The organism is Silvania hatchlandensis, from assembly GCF_025564065.1.
In the GTDB taxonomy this organism is placed as follows: Bacteria; Pseudomonadota; Gammaproteobacteria; order Enterobacterales; family Enterobacteriaceae; genus Enterobacter; species Enterobacter hatchlandensis.
In genome coordinates this window covers 45,286-65,865 of sequence record NZ_JAMGZK010000040.1, presented here as the reverse complement: position 1 = coordinate 65,865, position 20,580 = coordinate 45,286, and the positions used below count along the sequence as shown (strand labels likewise).

18 protein-coding genes are annotated in these 20,580 nt (G+C 56.4%); 12 read left to right on the top strand and 6 right to left on the bottom strand.

Annotation, left to right across the window (positions count from 1 at the left end):
• Nucleotides 1–30 precede the first annotated feature (30 nt).
• The 9 genes from rhaS (at nt 31) to M8014_RS04815 (ending at nt 9,713) form a co-directional block, all read left to right on the top strand.
• Nucleotides 31–1,017, top strand: a complete 987-nt coding sequence (gene rhaS / locus M8014_RS04855) for a rhamnose ABC transporter substrate-binding protein (RefSeq protein WP_271281417.1) — start codon at nt 31–33, stop codon at nt 1,015–1,017.
• Nucleotides 1,018–1,128: 111 nt separating this feature from the next.
• The gene (locus M8014_RS04850) at nt 1,129–2,634 is read left to right on the top strand and encodes a sugar ABC transporter ATP-binding protein (protein ID WP_271281416.1); all 1,506 of its coding nucleotides are present in this window, start codon (nt 1,129–1,131) and stop codon (nt 2,632–2,634) included.
• Nucleotides 2,634–3,638 carry an ABC transporter permease gene (locus M8014_RS04845; RefSeq protein WP_271281415.1) on the top strand — a complete coding sequence of 335 codons (1,005 nt, stop codon included), beginning with the start codon at nt 2,634–2,636 and terminating at the stop codon, nt 3,636–3,638. Before M8014_RS04850 ends, M8014_RS04845 begins: the two co-directional genes overlap by 1 nt.
• The gene (locus tag M8014_RS04840) at nt 3,635–4,639 is read left to right on the top strand and encodes an ABC transporter permease (protein ID WP_271281414.1); all 1,005 of its coding nucleotides are present in this window, start codon (nt 3,635–3,637) and stop codon (nt 4,637–4,639) included. The genes M8014_RS04845 and M8014_RS04840 overlap by 4 nt, the downstream gene beginning before the upstream one ends.
• Nucleotides 4,640–4,710: 71 nt before the next feature.
• Nucleotides 4,711–5,859 (top strand): lactaldehyde reductase, encoded by a 1,149-nt coding sequence (gene fucO / locus M8014_RS04835; RefSeq protein ID WP_271281413.1) that lies wholly within the window; start codon nt 4,711–4,713, stop codon nt 5,857–5,859.
• Nucleotides 5,856–6,170, top strand: a complete 315-nt coding sequence (rhaM, locus tag M8014_RS04830) for an L-rhamnose mutarotase (RefSeq protein WP_271281412.1) — start codon at nt 5,856–5,858, stop codon at nt 6,168–6,170. Before fucO ends, rhaM begins: the two co-directional genes overlap by 4 nt.
• A 151-nt stretch (nt 6,171–6,321) precedes the next feature.
• A complete protein-coding gene (locus M8014_RS04825) occupies nt 6,322–7,629 on the top strand; it encodes a 6-phospho-beta-glucosidase (protein WP_271281411.1) in 1,308 nt (435 codons plus the stop codon).
• Nucleotides 7,630–7,661: 32 nt separating this feature from the next.
• Nucleotides 7,662–8,915 carry a PTS sugar transporter subunit IIC gene (locus tag M8014_RS04820; protein WP_271281410.1) on the top strand — a complete coding sequence of 418 codons (1,254 nt, stop codon included), beginning with the start codon at nt 7,662–7,664 and terminating at the stop codon, nt 8,913–8,915.
• Nucleotides 8,916–8,984: 69 nt separating this feature from the next.
• On the top strand, nt 8,985–9,713 hold the full coding sequence (locus tag M8014_RS04815; RefSeq protein ID WP_271281409.1) for a GntR family transcriptional regulator: 729 nt from the start codon (nt 8,985–8,987) through the stop codon (nt 9,711–9,713).
• A 40-nt stretch (nt 9,714–9,753) separates the two neighbouring features.
• On the opposite strand, the gene M8014_RS04810 is transcribed toward M8014_RS04815, so the two are convergent.
• The 4 genes from M8014_RS04810 to M8014_RS04795 all read right to left on the bottom strand — a co-directional run bounded on the left by M8014_RS04810 (nt 9,754) and on the right by M8014_RS04795 (nt 14,853).
• Nucleotides 9,754–11,016: an MFS transporter gene (locus tag M8014_RS04810; protein WP_271281408.1), complete on the bottom strand. Its 1,263-nt coding sequence runs from the start codon at nt 11,014–11,016 to the stop codon at nt 9,754–9,756.
• Nucleotides 11,017–11,060: 44 nt separating this feature from the next.
• A complete protein-coding gene (locus M8014_RS04805; protein WP_271281407.1) occupies nt 11,061–13,184 on the bottom strand; it encodes an alpha-galactosidase in 2,124 nt (707 codons plus the stop codon).
• 104 nt (nt 13,185–13,288) lie between these two features.
• Nucleotides 13,289–14,284 (bottom strand): LacI family DNA-binding transcriptional regulator, encoded by a 996-nt coding sequence (locus M8014_RS04800; protein WP_271281406.1) that lies wholly within the window; start codon nt 14,282–14,284, stop codon nt 13,289–13,291.
• Between the two features lie 20 nt (nt 14,285–14,304).
• Nucleotides 14,305–14,853, bottom strand: a complete 549-nt coding sequence (locus M8014_RS04795; protein WP_271281405.1) for a helix-turn-helix domain-containing protein — start codon at nt 14,851–14,853, stop codon at nt 14,305–14,307.
• A gap of 101 nt (nt 14,854–14,954) precedes the next feature.
• On the opposite strand from M8014_RS04795, the gene M8014_RS04790 reads away from it, so the two are divergent.
• Together M8014_RS04790 and M8014_RS04785 are read left to right on the top strand one after the other, a co-directional pair.
• Nucleotides 14,955–15,614: an AzlC family ABC transporter permease gene (locus M8014_RS04790; protein WP_271281404.1), complete on the top strand. Its 660-nt coding sequence runs from the start codon at nt 14,955–14,957 to the stop codon at nt 15,612–15,614.
• Nucleotides 15,614–15,937 (top strand): AzlD domain-containing protein, encoded by a 324-nt coding sequence (locus M8014_RS04785; protein ID WP_271281403.1) that lies wholly within the window; start codon nt 15,614–15,616, stop codon nt 15,935–15,937. The genes M8014_RS04790 and M8014_RS04785 overlap by 1 nt, the downstream gene beginning before the upstream one ends.
• A 41-nt stretch (nt 15,938–15,978) precedes the next feature.
• On the opposite strand, the gene M8014_RS04780 is transcribed toward M8014_RS04785, so the two are convergent.
• Together M8014_RS04780 and fdhD are read right to left on the bottom strand one after the other, a co-directional pair.
• On the bottom strand, nt 15,979–16,191 hold the full coding sequence (locus M8014_RS04780) for a YdgH/BhsA/McbA-like domain containing protein (protein WP_271281402.1): 213 nt from the start codon (nt 16,189–16,191) through the stop codon (nt 15,979–15,981).
• A gap of 128 nt (nt 16,192–16,319) precedes the next feature.
• Nucleotides 16,320–17,153 carry a formate dehydrogenase accessory sulfurtransferase FdhD gene (fdhD, locus tag M8014_RS04775; RefSeq protein ID WP_271281401.1) on the bottom strand — a complete coding sequence of 278 codons (834 nt, stop codon included), beginning with the start codon at nt 17,151–17,153 and terminating at the stop codon, nt 16,320–16,322.
• Between the two features lie 376 nt (nt 17,154–17,529).
• Here fdhD and fdnG point away from each other — a divergent pair, with 376 nt between their 5' ends.
• A complete protein-coding gene (gene fdnG / locus M8014_RS04770) occupies nt 17,530–20,580 on the top strand; it encodes a formate dehydrogenase-N subunit alpha (protein ID WP_271281400.1) in 3,051 nt (1,016 codons plus the stop codon).

Here is a 20,580-nt window from a genome sequence, read left to right as displayed (position 1 = left end):
CAACTAACTCAATTAAGTGGAGTAAAAGCAATGAAAATAAAGACAAGCTTGATCCTCACCGTTGCCGCCCTGGCGTTGTCCGGTTCTGCTTTAGCTGAAGTAAAAATCGCCCTGGTGGCAAAATCGTTAGGCAATGGATTCTTTGAAGCAGCGAACGTTGGCGCGCAGGAAGCAGCCAAAGAGTTAGGCGATGTAAAAGTGATTTATACCGGCCCGACCACCACCACCGCAGAAGCACAGATCGAAGTGCTGAACGGATTGATCGCTCAGGGTGTGGATGCGATCGCCATCTCCGCCAACGATCCGGATGCCGTGGTGCCGGTGCTGAAAAAAGCAATGCAGCGCGGGATCAAAGTCGTGTCCTGGGATTCCGGCGTGGCCAAAGCGGGCCGTCAGATCCACCTCAATCCGTCCAATAACGCCCTGATTGGCGAAACCAACGTCAAGCTGGCGGCCGAAGCGCTGAAAGCGCTGAACGTGGAGAAAGGCGACGTGGCAGTATTGAGCGCCACCCCAACCTCCACCAACCAGAACACCTGGATTGCCGAGATGAAAAAGGTGCTGCCACAGTACCCGTCCGTCAATCTGGTGACCGTGGCCTATGGCGACGATCTGTCGGACAAGAGCTACCGCGAAGCGGTCGGCCTGCTGAAAACCTATCCTGACCTGAAAGTGATTGTCTCCCCGTCCTCCGTGGGCATCGTGGCTGCCGCGCAGGCAGTAAAAGACCAGGGCAAGATCGGTAAAGTGTACGTCACCGGCTTAGGGCTTCCGTCTGAGATGGCGGGCGCGGTGAAATCCGGCGCCAGCAAGAGCTTCGCCATCTGGAACCCGATCGACCTCGGCTATGCCGCCACCTATTTAGCGGATGATCTGGTGAAAGGTACCGCCACTAAACAGGAAGCCAGCATGGGTAAACTGGGCAAAGTGAAGCTCGATGCCGACGGCAGCGGCGCAATGGCTGAGCCGTTTGTTTACGATGCCAGCAACATTGATAAGTTCTCGAAGATTTTCTAACAACTTCACCCCTCACCCTAACCCACTCACCAAAGGGGAGTGGGGACCGATCGAGCCCCTTGCCCCTATGGGGAGAGGGGTTGGGGTGAGGGGGTCTTATGGAGAACTATCATGTCCACACCCTTGCTTCAGCTTCAGGGCATCACCAAGGTATTCCCGGGTGTACGTGCCCTTGAGAACGTGCAGCTCGAACTCTGGCCCGGCAAAGTCACCGCCCTGATCGGCGAAAACGGCGCGGGCAAATCGACGCTGGTTAAAGTGATGACCGGTATCTATCAACCCGACGAAGGCGAGATCCTCTACAAAGCGATTCCCATCCACCTGCCAACCCCCGACTCGGCACATAAGGTGGGGATTACCGCCATTCACCAGGAGACCGTGCTTTTCGATGAGCTGTCGGTCACCGAAAATATTTTTGTCGGCCAGTATCTGTATAAAGGCATTTTCAAGAAGCTCGACTGGCCGGAAATGCACCGTAAAGCCCAGGCGATCCTCAGCCGCCTGGAGGTGCAGATTGACCCACGCGCGACGCTTAAAACCCTGAGCATTGCCCAGCGCCATATGGTGGCGATTGCCCGCGCCCTGTCGTTTGATGCCCAGGTGGTGATCCTCGATGAACCGACTGCCGCCCTGTCGCAGCACGAAATCCTCGAGTTTTATCAGATCGTCGAGCGTTTAAAGCAGGAAGGGAAAGCCATCCTGTTTATTTCGCATAAATTCGACGAGATTTTTGAGCTGGCGGATCACTACACCATTCTGCGCGACGGCGTGTTTGTTGGCGCCGGGGCGATCAACGACATCACCGAAGAACGGATGGTGGCGATGATGGTCGGGCGCGCAATTACCCAGACTTTCCCGAAGGTGGCCTGCGAAAAAGGCGCTACCGTGCTGGAGGTGCAGGAGCTCTGCCATCCGACCGAGTTCGCCAATATCTCCTTCACCCTGCGCAAAGGCGAGATCCTCGGCTTTTACGGCCTGGTCGGCGCCGGGCGTACCGAGCTGATGCAGGCTTTGAGCGGCGTATCGCGCCCCTCTTCCGGCAATATTGTGCTGAACGGCACTGCCCGGCACTTCCGCCAGCCCGCAGATGCCATTCAAGCCGGGATCGTCTGCGTGCCCGAAGAGCGGCAAAAACAGGGGGCGATTATCGAGCTGTCGATTGCGCAGAACATCAGCCTGCCGCAGCTCGGCAAACTCAACCCTAACGGGGTGCTGAACGAGGAGCGGGAGTGGCAGCTGGCGGACGATTACGCGAAGCGCCTGCAGGTAAAAGCCTTTAGCTGGAAACAGGCGGTTGAAACGCTCTCCGGCGGCAATCAGCAAAAAGTGGTCATCGGCAAATGGCTGGCGACCCACCCGGAGGTGATCATCCTCGATGAGCCGACCAAAGGGATCGACATCGGCTCCAAAGCGGCGGTGCATCAGTTTATGTCCGAGCTGGTAGGCCAGGGGCTGGCGGTGATTATGGTCTCGTCCGAACTGCCGGAGGTGATGGGTATGGCCGACCGGATTATCGTCATGCATGAAGGGCTGATGGTGGCGGAGTATCAGGCGGGTGAGGCAACAGCCGAAACCATCGTCAGCGCCGCCAGCGGTGCCCGACAGGAGGCCGCATAATGGTGCAGCAACTGCTTAAACACCGCGAGGTATTACTCGCGGCGGTGATCGTGCTGATGATTATCGCCATCGGCACGCGCGTTCCGTCGTTTATCGCCCCAGGTAACCTGGTGGAGATGTTCAACGACACCTCGATTCTGATTATTCTCGCCCTCGGCCAGATGATGGTACTGCTCACCAAAGGCATCGACCTGTCGATGGCAGCGAACCTGGCGCTGACCGGGATGATTGTCGCCCTGATTAACTTCCACTACCCCGACGTACCGGTGTGGGCGCTGCTGATTCTGGCGACCGCGCTTGGCCTGCTGATGGGGATGATCAACGGTCTGCTGGTGTGGAAAATGGGCATTCCGGCGATTGTGGTCACGCTCGGCACCATGAGCATCTACCGCGGGATTATCTTCCTGCTCTCAGGCGGCGGCTGGGTCAACTCCAACCAGATGGGCACCGATTTCCTCGGCCTGCCGCGCGCCTCATTGCTGGGGATGCCGGTCCTGAGCTGGTGCGCGGTTGCCGCCCTGCTGCTGGTAGGCTATTTCCTGCGCTACAGCCGCACCGGACGCGCACTTTACACCGCAGGCGGCAACGCCACGGCGGCGTACTACACCGGGATTAACGCCGGAAAAATGCAGTTCGTCAGCTTCTGCCTCTCCGGGGCGTTGGCCGGGTTCTGCGGCTATCTGTGGATCTCACGCTTCGCGGTGGCCTATGTCGACGTGGCGAACGGCTTTGAGCTGCAGGTGGTGGCGGCCTGCGTCATCGGCGGCATCAGCACCATGGGCGGCACCGGTCGGGTACTGGGCTGCCTGTGCGGGGCGCTGTTCCTTGGGGTGATCAACAATGCCCTGCCGGTGATTGGTGTGTCGCCGTTCTGGCAGATGGCCATCTCCGGGACGGTGATCGTGATTGCGGTCCTGCTCAATGAGCGCGGCAACAAACGCAAAGGCCGGTTAATCCTGCGCGATGCGGCACTGGCGCGGCAGAAACAGGCGGTGAGAGCATGAGCAAAATTATGACGTCTGAAGAGATCAAAAATACGCCCGCTGCGGCGGGGATTTTCCGGCGCCTGCTGTGCTGGGAAGGTTTTCTGCTGGCGGTGACGCTGGCAGTGTTCGTGGTTAATGCCCTGGCCTCCCCGTACTTCCTTGATATCTGGAACCTGTCGGATGCCACGTTCAACTTCACCGAAAAAGCGATCATCGTGCTGCCGATGGCGATGCTGATTATCGCCCGTGAAATTGATCTGTCGGTGGCCTCCACCATCGCGCTCAGCTCAACGGTAATGGGCTTTTGCGCGGCGGCCGGGGTGGATACCCCATGGCTTGTCTGCGTGGGGTTAGGGGTTGGGCTGCTGTGCGGGTTGTTCAACGGTATCCTGGTGACGCGCTTTAACCTGTCGTCGATTGTGATCACCATCGGCACCATGAGCCTGTATCGCGGCATTACCTACATCCTGCTCGGCGACCAGGCGCTCAACGCCTACCCTGAGAGCTTCGCCTGGCTTGGGCAGGGCTACGTCTGGGGCGCGCTGTCGTTTGAGTTCACGCTATTTATCGTGCTGGCTGTCCTGTTTGCCTTCGTGCTGCACCGAACCAACTTTGGCCGCCGCACCTACGCCATCGGCAATAACCCGACCGGGGCATGGTATTCCGGCATCAACGTGAAGCGTCACAACCTGATCCTCTTTGCGCTGGTGGGGCTGATGGCCGGGTTGGCCTCGGTGCTGCTCACCTCGCGTCTGGGCAGTACCCGCCCGACGATCGCGATGGGCTGGGAGCTGGCAGTAGTGACGATGGCGGTGCTGGGCGGGGTCAATATCCTCGGCGGTTCCGGCAGCATGGTGGGCGTGATTATCGCCGCCTTCCTGATGGGGCTGGTCACCTTCGGCCTGAGCCTGCTCAACGTGCCGGGCATTGTGATGTCGGTGATTATCGGCGCGATGCTGATTGTGGTGATCTCCCTGCCGATCATCACCCGCCGGATTATGCAGCGAAGACGGATCTAAATGTCGGGTGGCGCGGCGTACACGCGCTGCGCCACCGGGCATAAAAATCAACGTAATTAAGGAGAATGATCATGAGCTTTATGTTGGCGCTTCCTAAAATCAGCCTGCACGGCGCGGGCGCAATCGGCGATATGGTAAATCTGGTGGCAAGCAAACAGTGGGGAACGGCGCTGATCGTCACCGACGGTCAGCTGGTCAAACTGGGCCTGCTCGACAGCCTGTTTGCCGCACTGGATGAGCAGCAGATGTCGTATCACCTGTTCGACGAGGTGTTCCCGAACCCAACGGAAGCGCTGGTGCAGAAAGGCTATGCCGCTTATCAGGCCGCGCAGTGCGATTACATCATCGCCTTCGGTGGGGGCAGCCCGATTGACACTGCCAAAGCGATTAAAATTCTTACCGCCAATCCAGGCCCTTCCACTGCGTACTCCGGCGTCGGCAAAGTGAAAAACGCCGGCGTGCCGCTGGTCGCCATCAACACCACCGCCGGTACGGCGGCGGAGATGACCAGCAACGCGGTGATCATCGACACTGACCGTCAGGTGAAAGAGGTGATTATCGACCCAAACATCATCCCGGATATCGCCGTGGATGATGCCAGCGTGATGCTGGATATTCCGGCCTCCGTCACCGCCGCTACCGGGATGGATGCCCTGACCCATGCCATCGAAGCTTACGTGTCCGTTGGCGCGCACCCGCTGACCGACGCCAATGCGCTGGAGGCGATTCGCTTAATTACGCAGTGGCTGCCCTACGCCGTGGACAATGGACATAACCTCGAAGCCCGGGAGCAAATGGCCTTTGGTCAGTATCTGGCGGGGATGGCATTTAACAGCGCCGGACTGGGCCTGGTACATGCGCTGGCCCACCAACCGGGCGCCACGCACAATCTACCGCACGGCGTCTGCAACGCCATCCTGCTGCCGATCATCGAAAACTTTAACCGCCCGAACGCCGTCGCACGGTTTGCCCGCGTGGCGCAGGCGATGGGCGTTGATACCCGCGAGATGAGCGACGAAGCGGCAAGTATGGCGGCCATTCAGGCGATACGTGACCTGAGCGCCCGCGTCGGCATTCCTTCCGGATTCAGCAAACTGGGCGTGACCAAAGCCGATATCGAAGGCTGGCTCGACAAAGCTCTCGCCGATCCGTGCGCTCCCTGCAACCCGCGTAGCGCCAGCCGCGACGAGGTGCGCGAACTCTATCTGGAGGCATTATGATCCGCAAAGCCTTTGTGATGCAGGTGAACCCGGACGCACACGAAGAGTATGAACGTCGCCACAACCCGATCTGGCCCGAGCTGGAAGCGGTGCTGAAAGACCACGGCGCGCACCACTACGCCATCTGGCTGGATAAGACCCGCAACCTGCTGTTTGCCACCGTGGAGATTGAATCGGAGGAGCGCTGGAACGCGGTAGCGAATACCGACGTCTGCCAGCGCTGGTGGAAACACATGCGCGACGTGATGCCGTCTAACCCGGACAACAGCCCGGTGAGTGCGGAACTGCAAGAGGTCTTTTACCTCGAATAATCCCTTCTTTGTTGCCCCGTTATCCAGCGGGGCTTTTTCTTACTTCTTATCTCCATACGATTAATGTGTGATTAAGGTCACCCTGAGAGCTTCCCGTTGCGTGATATTTTCCCACCAACTGGCATACGCCAGTTCATATGGAGAATGAGAAATGGGAAAGTTAAAAGTCGTTACCCTTGGTGGAGGTTCCAGCTATACCCCAGAATTACTCGATGGTTTTATTAAAAGACACAAAGAACTCCCGGTCACAGAATACTGGCTGGTTGATGTCGAGGCAGGAAAAGAAAAACTGGAGAGTGTCGGCGGTCTTATTCAACGGATGGTGAAAAAAGCCGGTATCAATATGACCGTTCACCTGACGACGCAGCGCCGTGACGCCTTGAAAGACGCCGATTTCGTCACTACTCAAATTCGCGTCGGGCAACTCGACGCGCGTATTCAGGATGAAAAAATCCCGCTGAAATATGGCGTGCTGGGGCAGGAAACCACCGGGCCGGGTGGTTTTATGAAAGCCCAGCGTACGATCCCCGTGTTACTGGATGTCTGTAAAGACATGGAGGAACTGTGCCCCGATGCCTGGCTGATTAATTTCACCAATCCTGCCGGGATCGTCACCGAAGCTATCGAAAAACACAGTGCAATAAAATCACTGGGGATTTGCAGCGGCGCAAACAGCATGATGATGGACGTCGCCAAAACCTATAACGTCGACAGAAAATCCATTTCCGCACGAATTATGGGCCTTAATCATCTTATTTTTGCCGACCAGATCATGCTGGATGGCAAGGATATAAGCGCTGATTTCTTTGCCCGTCTGGCAGAAGGTACAGGTAATCACACCCTCAAAAATGTGCCTGATTTAGGGTTGCCGCGCGAGTTCGTCAAAGCGCTTAATTTCTACCCGCTCTCCTATTTAAAATACTTCTGGCTCAATCGCGAAATGGTGGAAAAAGAGATTGAGGAGATGAACCAGGGCGGTACGCGTGGAGAACGCTCAAAAGCCATCGAAAAGCAGCTGTTTGAGCTTTATAACGATCCCGCGCTGTGCGAGAAACCCAAAGCGCTGGAAAGTCGGGGCGGAGCCTGGTATTCCGATACCGCCTGTTCCATTATCAGCGCCATCTACAATAATAAAAAAGAAATCCACGTCGTGAATACGTTGAATAACGGTACCACCCGTGACTTACCCGACGCGAGCGTAATTGAAACCAACGCCGTGATAGATAAACAAGGCGCACATCCCATCACCTACGGTCCTTTACCCGCCCGCGTGCGTGGACTCATCCAAAGCGTCAAAGCCTTTGAGGAACTCACCGTAGAAGCCGCCGTCACGGGCAATTACCACACGGCACTATTAGCCCTGGCGAGTCATCCTCTGGTGCCTTCGGTGATCATAGCGGAGAAAATCCTCAATGATTATTTGGCCGCAAACCGTGATTTTCTTCCGCAGTTTCATTGATTATTCACCTTCTCCAGGGAGAGGAAAACGTCATGATGAAGTTCCTTGAGAGCCGTGTTGTTCCGGTGCTTATCAAGGTAGGGGATAATGCGATTCTGGTGGCCGTTCGCAATGGCATCGCATTCACACTGCCTTTTATTGTTGCCGGTAGTTTATTTCTTATTATTGCTAACCTGCCGATACCTGGCTGGACTGAATGGCTGGGGGATTTTGGCACTAAGCTCAGCGTGCCGGTGAATGTCACTTTTGGTGCGATTGGTCTTATCGCCGCCATTGGCATTAGTTTTAACCTCGCCCGACAACTCCAACTGGATGGCGTAAGCTGTTGCTGTATTACCGTCGCCGTATTTATGCTGGCCCAACTGGATGATGCAGGGAAAATAAATGTCAGTAACTTTGGCGCATCCGGGCTTTTCTCCGCCATTATTCTGTCTGTTTTAACCGTGTATGTTGTGCGCTTTTTTATTCAGCGAAAAATCTATATTAAATTACCCGAAAGCGTTCCCCCTGCGGTATTACAGTCGTTTGTTAGTCTGGTTCCCGCCACGGTCTGTTTGACGGTAGTCTGGTTTGTCAGGGTCATTCTCGGTTTTGATATTAATGCCTTTTTTACCCTGATTCTCAGCCCGTTAGTGCTGGGTATGGATACGCTACCGGGAATGTTACTGCTGGTATTGACTATCTCGTTGCTCTGGTGTTGCGGCATTCACGGCACCAACGTTTTATCGGGCATCACCAGCCCGATATTCTTAAAGTTTATCGCCGAGAACACTGAGGCGTTTCTCAATCATCAGCCGGTTCCGCATATTGCCGCAGAAGGGTTTTATACCTTCTTTATCTGTGCGGGCGGTTCAGGGGCGACCATGGGATTAGTGCTGGCGATGATCTTTTCCCGCAGTCGTTATTATCGCTCGCTGGGGAGGATGTCGATTGGCCCGGCGATATTCTGTATTAACGAGCCGGTGATATTTGGTGTGCCGATGGTCTTTAACCCGTTAATGATGTTGCCATTAATTATTACCCCGCTGGTTTTATGTACAATATCGTGGCTACTGATGGATTTTAATATTATTGGCCGACCCGTTTTGCAGGTCCCCTGGACTATGCCACCCATTCTCAATGCCTGGTTTGCCACCGCCGGAAATCTGCCAGCGGCGATATGGTCGGGCTGCATGGTGGTCATTTCGACGGTGATTTATTATCCGTTCTTTAAAATGATGGAACGCAATCAAATCCAGAAAGAAGCCGAAGAAGATTCCGCTCTGAACCCGGCAGCCTCAACGTGATACAGGTCAGCGACAGGGGCGGCGTGCATGTTACACTGACCCCTGTCGCTCATCCTTAAGAGCCAGAAAATGGTCGCTCGATATATTGAAATCAAAAACAGTATTCGCTCAGATATTCTGCAAAAGAAATACCTTATTGGTGACAAAATCCCTTCTGAACGCGATCTGGCGAAACGGTATAATGTCACTCGCGTAACGCTGCAAAAGGCGATGCTCGCGCTGGAGCAAGACGGCTTTATTGAGAAGATCCACGGCAAAGGAATGTTCGTGGCGAAAGTCGCAGAAGATAACGTCTTTATGCTGAACAACCATCCTGGTGATTCTATCCTCGGCTTTTCGCGGGAGTTTAATCAGCAGGGCAACGTATCCAGCCAAATTATCGCTCAACAGATCTTGCCTGCTCCCCAGGCTATTGCTCAACATCTCGATATGACACCCGGTGATTCGGTGCATTTTATTCGCCGCCTGAGATGCATTGATAACACCCCCGTACTGATTGAAGATTCATGGATAATCTGCGCGGTGATTGACGCCATTCCCGTCGCTGTTCTTCAGCAAGGTTCTCTGTATCAATACATCGAACAAAAAACGGCGAAGAAAATTAAATTCTATAACTCGGTGATTGAAAGCGATCTGTTCGACGAGGAATTTTCGGCGCTGTTGCAGATCCCCACTGGCAGGCCGATGCTTAAGGTCACTGGGGTAACAAAGTTAGAAGACGGCACTATCTTTAACTATTCCTGCAGCTATAACCGCGCTGATATGTTCAAAATCAAAAACAACTGGGTAAGCACCTGAAAACTCCCTGATGGCCAACGCCCGCAGGGAGGATGCAGACTCACGCAGGTTGAGACACTTTTTGTGTCGCAGCAGCACGATGGTTTGACAGCGTAAACGCCGAAATCACCGTCACCGCCAGTACAAAACAGCCCAGCATCAGATAGGTATCCTGGAAGCCGATCCGGTCATACATATTCCCGGCGAACGCAGAGAGAAAGATCGCCGCCAGCTGTTTGGCAAAGTTAAAGCCAATCAGGTAGATGGTGGCCGACAGGCGGGTATCAAAGACGCCCGTAATGTATTTAAATGCGCCCACCAGCAGGAACGGCACTTCCAGCGCGTGGAGCATCTTCAGGGCCACCACTTCAACCGCGGTAGTTGCAAACGACGAGCCAATAATGCGCGTCGCCATAATCAGTCCGGCAATCAGCAGCGTATTTTTGGCACCGATACGGTTAATGATCCACGGTGAGCAGAACATGATAATGGCGTTGCAGATCTCCCCGGCGGTGGTCGCAAAACCAAATGCCCGCGTGCCTTCCTCCGGTGTGGCGAAGAAGGTTTTAAAGAAGGTGGCAAACTGCTGATCGAACACGTCATACACGCAGGCCACGCCAATCACGTACAAAATGAACATCCACATTTTGCGCTGACGGAACAGGTTGATTACAGTTCGGGTGGTGATCTGTGGCTGGTTGGCCCCTAACGCGTCCATTACCTGTGCGGTCTGGTTGGGCTTCGGTTTGGCTATCACCAGCAGCAACATCAGTACAAGCGCCGCCCCCGATCCCATCCAGAACACATACGACGGGTCGATACTGAACAGTACCCCGCCGGTAGAAGCGCACAGCCCCCAGCCCAGACAGCCAAACATCCGCGCCTTGCCGTATTCAAAGAAGCTGTTGCGGCTCACGCGCTCGATGTAGGCCTCGATGGCCCCTGAGCCCGCCGAGAAGACAAAACCGATGTACAGCCCGCCGCTCAGCGCCCCCAGCCAGATATTGACCTTCAGCAGCGGAGCGAAGACGTAGAGGAAGAAGGGAGCAAACAAGAACAGCAGAACCGCGATAATCCACAGCAGGTGTTTTTTCAGCCCCAGCTTGTCAGACACCACCCCCAGCACCGGCTGGAACGAGATGGCGGACAGCGAGATGCAGGAGAAAACGATCCCGGTATGGGTTTTATTCAGGCCAATGATATCCGACAGCCAGATCGGCAGGAACGGAAAGCAAGTCGCCATGATGAAGAAGTAGAGAAAGAAGAATGACCCGAAGATCCAGAAATTCGGATTGTCTTTGTGGGTACAGGCAGTCGTGTTCATTATTTTTATCCTCAACTGAGGGCCGGTTGCCCGGCCCATTGGCCTTATACGCGTTCTACGCCAATCAGAATGGCGGTTTCCGGATCCAGAATCGGCAGCGCAAGTCCCGCCTGCATCAGCCATTCGCCACTCACCGTTTGCGGGGCTTCCATCCACGCCGGCAGCTTGCGCATGGTGTGGCCGCCTTCGCCGGTCAGGCGAATATTCGGGTGATCGAGCAGCGTGATGCGGTACCGGGCGTTGGCCTCCAGTCCCGGCATGCGCAGCGGCATCATCAAGGTGTAATCAGGCATTTGTAGCTGGCTGACAATAAACAATCCCTGCTTCTTATCGTCGCTCACTATACCCTGCGCCTGGGTGGTGGCATCAGGCATATCCACGCGCCACTGGGTGCCGTGGTGGATCACCTCGCGCCACTGCTTGTGCAGCGCTGCATAGCGGCGATAGCCGTCGCGCTCGTGCTCATCCACGCTTAGCGGATCCAGCTCCAGTCCCATATGACCAAACAGCGCCGTCAGACCACGGAATTCGATGCTGTGCTGGCGGAAGGTGGCATGGCATTTATGATGACCGATATGCGCCCCCATCACCTCCGGTGGGAAGAAATAGCTCATCCCGCGTTGAATGGTATTGCGCTCCAGCGCGTCGTTGTTGTCCGAGGCCCAGAAGCGATGGCAGCGGGTCAGCACTTCATAATCGATACGCCCGCCGCCGGAGGAGCAGGATTCAAACTCCACCTGCGGGAAGCGCTCGCCAAGCACATCCAGCAGGCGGTAGAACTGACGGGTCTGGGCGTCGGCGGCGGCTTTGCCCTGATGACCGGGCTGCACCAGCTCGCGGTTCATATCCCACTTCACATAGTCCACCGGATGTTCACCCAGCAGCCAGCTCATGCGCTCCAGCAGATAATCAAAGACCTGCGGGATATTGAGGTTCAGCACCAGCTGATGGCGACCGGTCGCCTGTGCGTACCCCGGCAGCGCCAGCACCCAGTCAGGATGCGCGCGATACAGATCCGAATCCGGGTTAATCATTTCCGGTTCAACCCAGATACCAAACTCCATGCCGAGGTTTTTGACGTGGTTGATCACCGGCATCAGGCCGTCAGGGTATTTTTTCTCGTCGAGATACCAGTCTCCCAGCGCGCGGTGGTCGTCGTTGCGCCCTTTAAACCAGCCGTCGTCGATGATAAAGCGCTCCACGCCCAGCGTGGCCGCTTCTTCGGCCATCCGCATGATGTATTCCGGGTCGTGACTGAAGTAGATCCCCTCCCAGGTATTGAGATGCACCGGGCGCGGTTTGTTCTCCGGGAAGCGAATAATATTGTCGCGCAGATAGCGGTGGAACTGCTGGCTCATGCCGTTCAGCCCCTGCGCCGAGTAGCTGGCGTAAAGGCGCGGCGTCCACAGGGTTTCGCCCTCCTCCACCTTCATTTCGCCCGGCAGATACAGTGCTTCGGCCTGCAAATAGCGGCGACCGTCGGTTTTGGCTTCCGCGCGCAGGCGATGGTTACCGCTCCAGCCCAGGTGAACGCCCCATACGTCGCCGTCCATTTCGCTAAAACCTGCCGTGCCGCTGATAAGCCCTGGGAAGTGCTCGTGGGAGGAACGGCCGCGACGGTTCTCGATAACGAAGCTGTCGTGCTCCAGCAGCAGGCGATGCGGCTGGAATTCGCGGATCCAGCGGCCATGAAACGCCATCACTTCGCGCGAACGTTCTGCCAGCGGCAGCGTAACGGCCAGGCGATCCACCTGCCACGGCTGGCTCTTAAGATTGGTCAGACCGTGGCGAACCACCAGCACGCCGCTGCCGTCGAGGGCGATTTCGCTGGTTACTCGCAGGCCCGCATGGTCATCTTCGGCAGTCACGGTGAGGGTTTGCCCCTCCTGCGCTACGGCAACGGTGCGGAACTGCGGTGAGCCGTCCAGCCCCTGACGGTGGCCTTCAATGCCCGGCGCCCCAAACAGGCCGTGAGCCAGTTCCGCCATCAGTGTTACCGGCAGGTCGACATCCAGTCTGCCGTTGGCGACCGGGCGGGACAGGGTTGACGCATCCTGCGGCGAAAAGTAGCGAAGGTGCGGACCCCAGTAAAGAATTTCGGCGAACGGGTGGGTTTTGATAACCACATCCACCGTTTCGCTGGCAAGACGTAAAATTGAATCGTGCATCGGACATCTCCTGTCGTCGGGATGTCCTGAGTGTTGATCCGAAACGTTTCGGATTAAAACCAAAACGTTTCGGATTTGTGATCGGGTTTAGAAATTAGGGAAATTTAAGCCGTCTGGCCCGGGGAGAAATCCGGTTGCCACAGCACCTGAAGCTGGCTGATGTCGTCGCCATTAATCAGCTGCCGCACCATGTCGGCGATCTGTTTTCCTACGCCCTCACGGGTGGACTGAATCACCGCCGCCACGTCGATATCGACAATGCTGTCCTGCGGCAGGCCGTCGTAAACCACCAGCGAAACGGCGTTCTCGCCCGTTAAGCGCCCCATCTGCGCCAGCGCCATCGCGGCACCATCGCCGTGGGTGTTGCAGTCGGTGACGATCGCCGTTGGCGCGACATCCAGCGCCAGCAATGCCTGGGTGGTGGTGTATCCCGCGCGGCGTGATGGCGGCATGATGCGCAGCCATTCGCTGGAGAGCCCCGCTTCGTGCAGGGCATCAAGATAGCCCTGACGGCGCTGGGTAATAAACGCCTGACTGTTGCTTTCCCCTAACAGCGCGATGCGCTGATGCCCACGCTCGATAAGCCGACGTGTCGCCTGATACGTCCCGGCATAGTTGTCAAAGTCGAACCAGGCATAGGGGTCAGGCAGGTGGCTGCGCCCGAGGGCGAGGAAAGGGAATCCGGCGGCCTGCAGCTGCTCCAGACGCGGATCGCGGTCCAGGGTGTGGGCCACAATCAGCGCATCCACACGGCGACTTTGCACCATCCGCATGTAGCTGTGCTTGTCGGCCAGATCGTCGTCGGCAATCAGCAGTAAGTCGATCTCATGTCGCGCCAGTTCGTGACTAATTTCGCCGACCATGTCCATAAAAACGCTGTTATTGAGCGGTACCGGATGCACCGGAAACACCAGCCCGACGGCGTCGATTTTGCCCATCTTCAGGCGGCGGGCAAAGGTGTTTGGACGATAGCCACGGCGCTGGGCTTCGGCTTCCACGCGGGCGCGCGTCTCGCGGGAGACATCATCGTATCCGTTAAGAGCGCGGCTGACCGTGGTAACCGAAAGTCCCAGTTCTTTGGCAATGGCTTTAAGCGACATGATTATCCGTGTCTGAAAAGTTAGTTTTGTTCAGCAACCATCAGCGCACAGGTATCACGCTCAAGGGCTTTGAAGATATGCGGCCGATCGGCGGGATAGCAAATGTAGTCCCCTTCTCCCAGCTCTTCAGGCGCGTCCGTCAGGCCAACCAGCGCCCGGCCCTGAGTCACAATAATGTGTTCAACCGACCCCGGCGTATGAGGATGGGAAATACGATCCGCACCCGGCTGCGCCATCAGCATATAGATATCACGTCGCGCGCCCGGTGGGCATGTCGCCAGCAGGATGGCCTCAAAGTTTGCCTGCTCGGCAATCACTTTGGTGCCTTCGCCACGGCGGATCACCTGGGTCGCGGGCTGTTGCGGCTCCAGCAAACGGGCAAACGGAATGCCCAATGCAACGCACAGCGACCAGAGCGTTTCGAGGCTGGGGTTGCCGTTGCCGGACTCCAGCTGCGACAGCGTGGATTTGGCGATCCCGGCACGACGGGCGATTTCCGCCAGTGAAAGTCCGGTTCGCAAGCGTTCCCGCACCAGGCTTTTGGCGATCACGCTAATTGGCTGCGTCATAAAACGGCCTCTGTTCTGTAAATCGAACGAATCGTTCATCTTGTAAAACGACATTGATGCGTTCATTATAATGGATATTCGTTCGATATGGCTAACAGTGTATGAAGCATTCTCTCTCAAGTCTTAAAGGCGACACCATCAAGGCAATTGTACTGGTGTGTCTGGCGGTTGGTGTTGTGGGTATGTCCTACGGCTCGCTGGCGATGGCGTATGGCTTCCCGCTTTGGGTGCCGTTTTTGCTCTCTGTTTCCGTGCTGGCGGGGGCGTCCGAGTTTATGTTTATCGGCATTGTGGCCAGCGGCGGGAACCCGCTTGCCGCAGCGGCTGCGGGGCTACTGGTCAATGCCCGCCACGTGCCTTTTGGCGTGACCGTGCGCGAGCTGGTGGGTAAACGCGGACTGGGCCTGCTGGGTTGCCACATCATGAATGACGAAAGCGTGGTATTTGGTCTGTCGCAAAAAACGCTGGAGCAGCGCAAAGCCGCATACTGGCTCTGCGGCCTGGGCGTGGCGATTATCTGGCCGCTAGGCACGATGCTGGGGGCGTTGGTCGGCAAACTGCTGCCAGAGCCCGAAACCATTGGTCTGGACGCGGTGTTCCCAGCCATTTTACTGGCGCTGGTCGTACCGGCGTTTAAAAATCGCACCACCCTTATCCGCGCCTGCAGCGGTGCCGCCCTGTCGTTGGCCGCTGTACCCTTTGCGCCGGTGGGCCTGCCGGTACTGCTCTCGTTACTTGGCCTGGCGTCGAGGAAAAAATAATGGAAAACATGACCATCTTTCTTCTCGGCATCGCAATTTTGTCTGCCGGTACCTATCTGATGCGCCTCGGCGGGGCCAAACTGGGCAGCCGGTTAGCTCTTTCCGAACGTTCGCAGGCGCTGTTGTCGGATGCCGCAACCGTGCTGCTGTTTTCAGTCGCGCTGGCGACAACCTTTTATGAAGGGGAGCATTTCGCCGGGATGGCGCGCGTACTGGGTGTGGCCTTTGCCGTGTTCCTGGCCTGGCGCAAAGTGCCGTTGATTCTGGTGATTGTTGCGGCAGCAGTGGTGACGGCGCTATTACGTCTGGCAGGCATAAACTAAAAAAGCGCCCCGAGGGCGCTCTTTCGACAGATGCTATGTGCTTATTTGTTCAGTTCAGCGGTCATGTGCACACGGTTACCGGAGAAAGCCTGAGTAATGGTGTAAGACGATGCGCCTGCCTGCTGAGCCTGAGCGGCGATTTTGGCTTCTGCGCCATCAATGGTGCTGGCGGATGCGGTAACAGTCTGTGCAGCGAAAGAACCAAAAGAAGCAGCCAGAGCGATAACAGCGACAAAAGTTTTGATGCTTTTCATGATGTAAATCCTTGCGATTAGTTGTTTGGGTAAGGCGTTGTGCCTTGATGTGATAAATAATAGCCCTCACATCCCCAAACGAAAAGCGGAAGGATTTGCCGTTGTCATTCAAAAAAATTGATTTAACTTTAAGCAGTGATTAAGCGCTGCGGATGGGTATACACCGTGACCCTGCCGGGCTTGCAGAAACCCACCAGCGTCAGGTTGCAGCGTTCTGCCACCTCAACGGCCAGCGTGGTGGCGGCCGAGACCGCAAACAGGATCTCCACCCCGCACATCGCCGCTTTTTGTACCATCTCGTAGCTTGCCCGGCTGGAGACCAGCGCCGCCCCCTGCTGCCATATCTCATTTTCCCCTGCCCGACGGCCGAGCAGTTTATCCAACGCGACGTGCCGGCCCACATCCTCATGCCCGCCCGCGATTTCCCCCGACGGCAGGATCCAGGCTGCTGCGTGCGTACAACCGCTCAGCTGACCAATGGGCTGGACGGTATGAAGCGCCTCCAACGCCATGTCGAGGTTCGTCAGGATGAACGTCTGGCTAAACGGCAGCGGTGTGATGGGTTTACCAATGTCGTTCAACTGCTCCACGCCGCAGACCCCGCACCCGGTGCGGCCTGCCAGCGCACGACGCCGCTCCTTCAGGGCCATAAAGCGACGGCTGGAGAGTTCAATCTGCACTTCGAGCCCGTTGCAGACCTGCACCACGTCCATGCCGTAGATGTCCTGTGGATGATCGATGATGCCTTCTGAGAGCGAAAAACCAATGGCAAACTGGGTCAGATCCTTGGGCGAGGCCATCATCACCACGTGCGAGATACCGTTATAAACCAGCGCAACGGGGACTTCCTGCGCAATCCAGTCCGGGATAGGCTGTGAGAGCTGCGGGGGCCTGCGCACCTCACACATCACGACGCCGGCGGGCAGTGAGTGAGGCGGGGTATCACGATTTTCTTTTGGCACGACATAATCCTGGGCGACTTCATATTTGAGCCTACTATTGCAGCACAAACGCAGGTGCTCGCGCATAGTATGGATCAATTTTTGGTGCAGATGCTTGTGCGAATGACTTACCCCTTGCGGGGGAGAGGCAGAAAATATCGCTACAGACTCGCAACATGAAAGGTAATAAATTGACTTGGCTCACATTTTTTACTTCATCCGAACAGATTTTGTTCACGTTGTTTTAACTTCATTCAAACTGGCCTACCGACATTGTGGTATTCTGAGCCATATCCCTTATGGAATTGAGGGAATTCATAATTTCGTCATCTTTGTGGCTATGATTTAACCGCAAAGAAAAATTATATGGTTGCAATGTCGAAACAAGGAGTGACCCATGCAGGTCAGCAGAAGGCAGTTCTTTAAGATCTGCGCTGGCGGTATGGCAGGCACAACGGCAGCGGCTCTGGGCTTTGCTCCAGGCGTAGCGCTGGCGGAAACACGGCAGTACAAACTGCTGCGCACCCGCGAAACCCGTAATACCTGTACGTACTGCTCTGTCGGTTGTGGGCTGTTAATGTATAGCCTCGGCGACGGCGCGAAAAACGCTAAAGCATCTATTACCCATATCGAAGGCGACCCGGATCACCCGGTCAACCGCGGTGCGCTGTGCCCGAAAGGGGCCGGTCTGGTGGACTTCATCCACTCAGAAAGCCGCCTGAAGTTCCCTGAGTATCGCGCACCTGGCTCCGATAAATGGCAGCAAATTGGCTGGGACGAGGCGTTCGATCGCATCGCTAAGCTGATGAAAGAAGACCGCGATGCCAACTATGTCGCCCAGAACGCCGACGGCGCCACCGTTAACCGCTGGCTCTCCACCGGCATGCTGTGTGCGTCTGCCTCCAGTAATGAAACCGGCTATTTAACCCAAAAATTTACGCGCGCACTCGGCATGCTCGCGGTCGACAACCAGGCGCGTGTCTGACACGGACCAACGGTAGCAAGTCTTGCTCCAACATTTGGTCGCGGTGCGATGACCAACCACTGGGTCGACATCAAAAACGCCAACCTCATCGTGGTGATGGGTGGGAATGCGGCAGAAGCGCATCCGGTGGGATTCCGCTGGGCGATGGAAGCCAAAATCCACAATGGCGCGAAGCTGATTGTTATCGATCCGCGCTTTACGCGTACGGCATCGGTCGCCGACTTCTATGCTCCAATTCGTTCCGGTACTGACATCACTTTCCTGTCAGGCGTGCTGCTGTACCTGCTGACTAACGAAAAATATAACCGTGAATACACAGAGGCCTACACCAACGCCAGCCTGATCGTGCGGGAAGATTTTGGCTTCGAAGATGGCCTGTTCACCGGTTATGACGCCGAAAAACGCAAATATGATAAAACCAGCTGGAACTACGAGCTGGATGAAAACGGCTTCGCGAAACGCGATACCACCCTCACCCATCCGCGTTGCGTGTGGAATCTGCTGAAAACGCACGTCTCCCGCTACACGCCAGACGTGGTTGAAAATATCTGTGGGACGCCGAAGGCTGACTTCCTGAAGGTGTGCGAATATATCGCCGAAACCAGCGTTCACGATAAAACCGCATCGTTCCTGTATGCGCTGGGCTGGACGCAGCACTCTGTCGGCGCGCAGAACATCCGCACCATGGCGATGGTTCAGCTGCTGCTCGGCAACATGGGAATGGCAGGTGGCGGCGTGAACGCCCTGCGCGGTCACTCCAACATTCAGGGTTTAACCGACATCGGCCTGCTGTCGCAGAGCCTGCCCGGTTACATGACCCTGCCAGGCGAGAAGCAAACCGATCTCCAGACCTACCTCACCGCCAACACGCCAAAACCGCTGCTGGAAGGCCAGGTTAACTACTGGGGTAACTACCCGAAATTCTTCGTCTCAATGATGAAGGCCTTCTATGGCGATAAAGCGACAGCCGAGAACAGCTGGGGCTTTGACTGGTTGCCGAAGTGGGATAAGGGCTACGACGTTCTGCAGTATTTCGAGATGATGAACCAGGGTCAGGTCAACGGCTATCTGTGCCAGGGCTTTAATCCGGTGGCGTCGTTCCCGAACAAGAACAAGGTGGTGGCGTCTCTGTCGAAACTGAAGTTCCTGGTAACGATTGACCCACTCAACACCGAGACCGCTACCTTCTGGCAGAACCATGGCGAGTCGAACGACGTTGACCCATCGACGATCCAGACCGAAGTGTTCCGCCTGCCATCAACCTGCTTCGCCGAAGAGAACGGATCTATCGTTAACTCCGGCCGCTGGCTGCAGTGGCACTGGAAAGGCGCAGACGCCCCGGGCATTGCCATGAACGACGGTGAGATCCTGGCCGGTATCTTCTTACGCCTGCGTAAGATGTATGCGGCAGAAGGCGGCGCGAACCCGGAACAGGTTCTGAGCATGAGCTGGAACTACTCGACACCGGAAAACCCGGCGCCAGAAGAAGTGGCGATGGAGAGCAACGGCAAAGCGCTGGCAGATATTATCGATCCGGCCACCGGCACCGTGCTGGCGAAAAAAGGCGAACAGATCAGCACCTTTGCCCATCTGCGCGACGACGGTACGACCTCAAGTGGCTGCTGGATCTTCGCCGGGAGCTGGACGCCAAAAGGCAACCAGATGGCCAACCGCGATAACGCCGATCCGTCGGGCCTGGGCAATACGCTGGGCTGGGCATGGGCGTGGCCGCTGAACCGCCGCATCCTGTATAACCGCGCCTCCGCAGACCCGCAGGGTAAACCCTGGGATCCAAAGCGCCAGTTGCTGAAGTGGGACGGCGCGAAGTGGGGTGGCGTCGATATTCCGGACTACAACGCCTCTGCACCGGGCAGCGATGTCGGGCCGTTTATCATGCAGCCGGAAGGGATGGGACGCTTGTTTGCGATCGATAAGATGGCGGAAGGACCGTTCCCGGAACACTACGAGCCGTTCGAAACACCGCTGGGCACTAACCCGCTACACCCGAACGTGGTCTCCAACCCGGCCGCCCGTATCTTTAAGGGTGATTTCGACGCGCTGGGCAAAAAAGACAAGTTCCCGTATGTCGGCACGACCTACCGTCTGACCGAGCACTTCCACTACTGGACCAAGCACGCGCTGCTTAACGCTATCGCGCAACCGGAACAGTTCGTGGAGATCGGCGAGAAGCTGGCGAACAAACTTGGGATTGCGCAGGGCGATACGGTGAAAGTCTCCTCTAACCGCGGCTATATCAAAGCCAAGGCAGTGGTGACCAAGCGTATTCGCACCCTGAACGTACACGGACAGGAAGTGGATACCATTGGCATCCCGATCCACTGGGGTTACGAAGGGGTGGCGAAGAAAGGGTTTATCGCCAATACCCTGACGCCGTTCGTCGGTGATGCGAATACGCAGACGCCGGAGTTCAAAGCGTTCCTTGTGAACGTGGAAAAGGTGTAA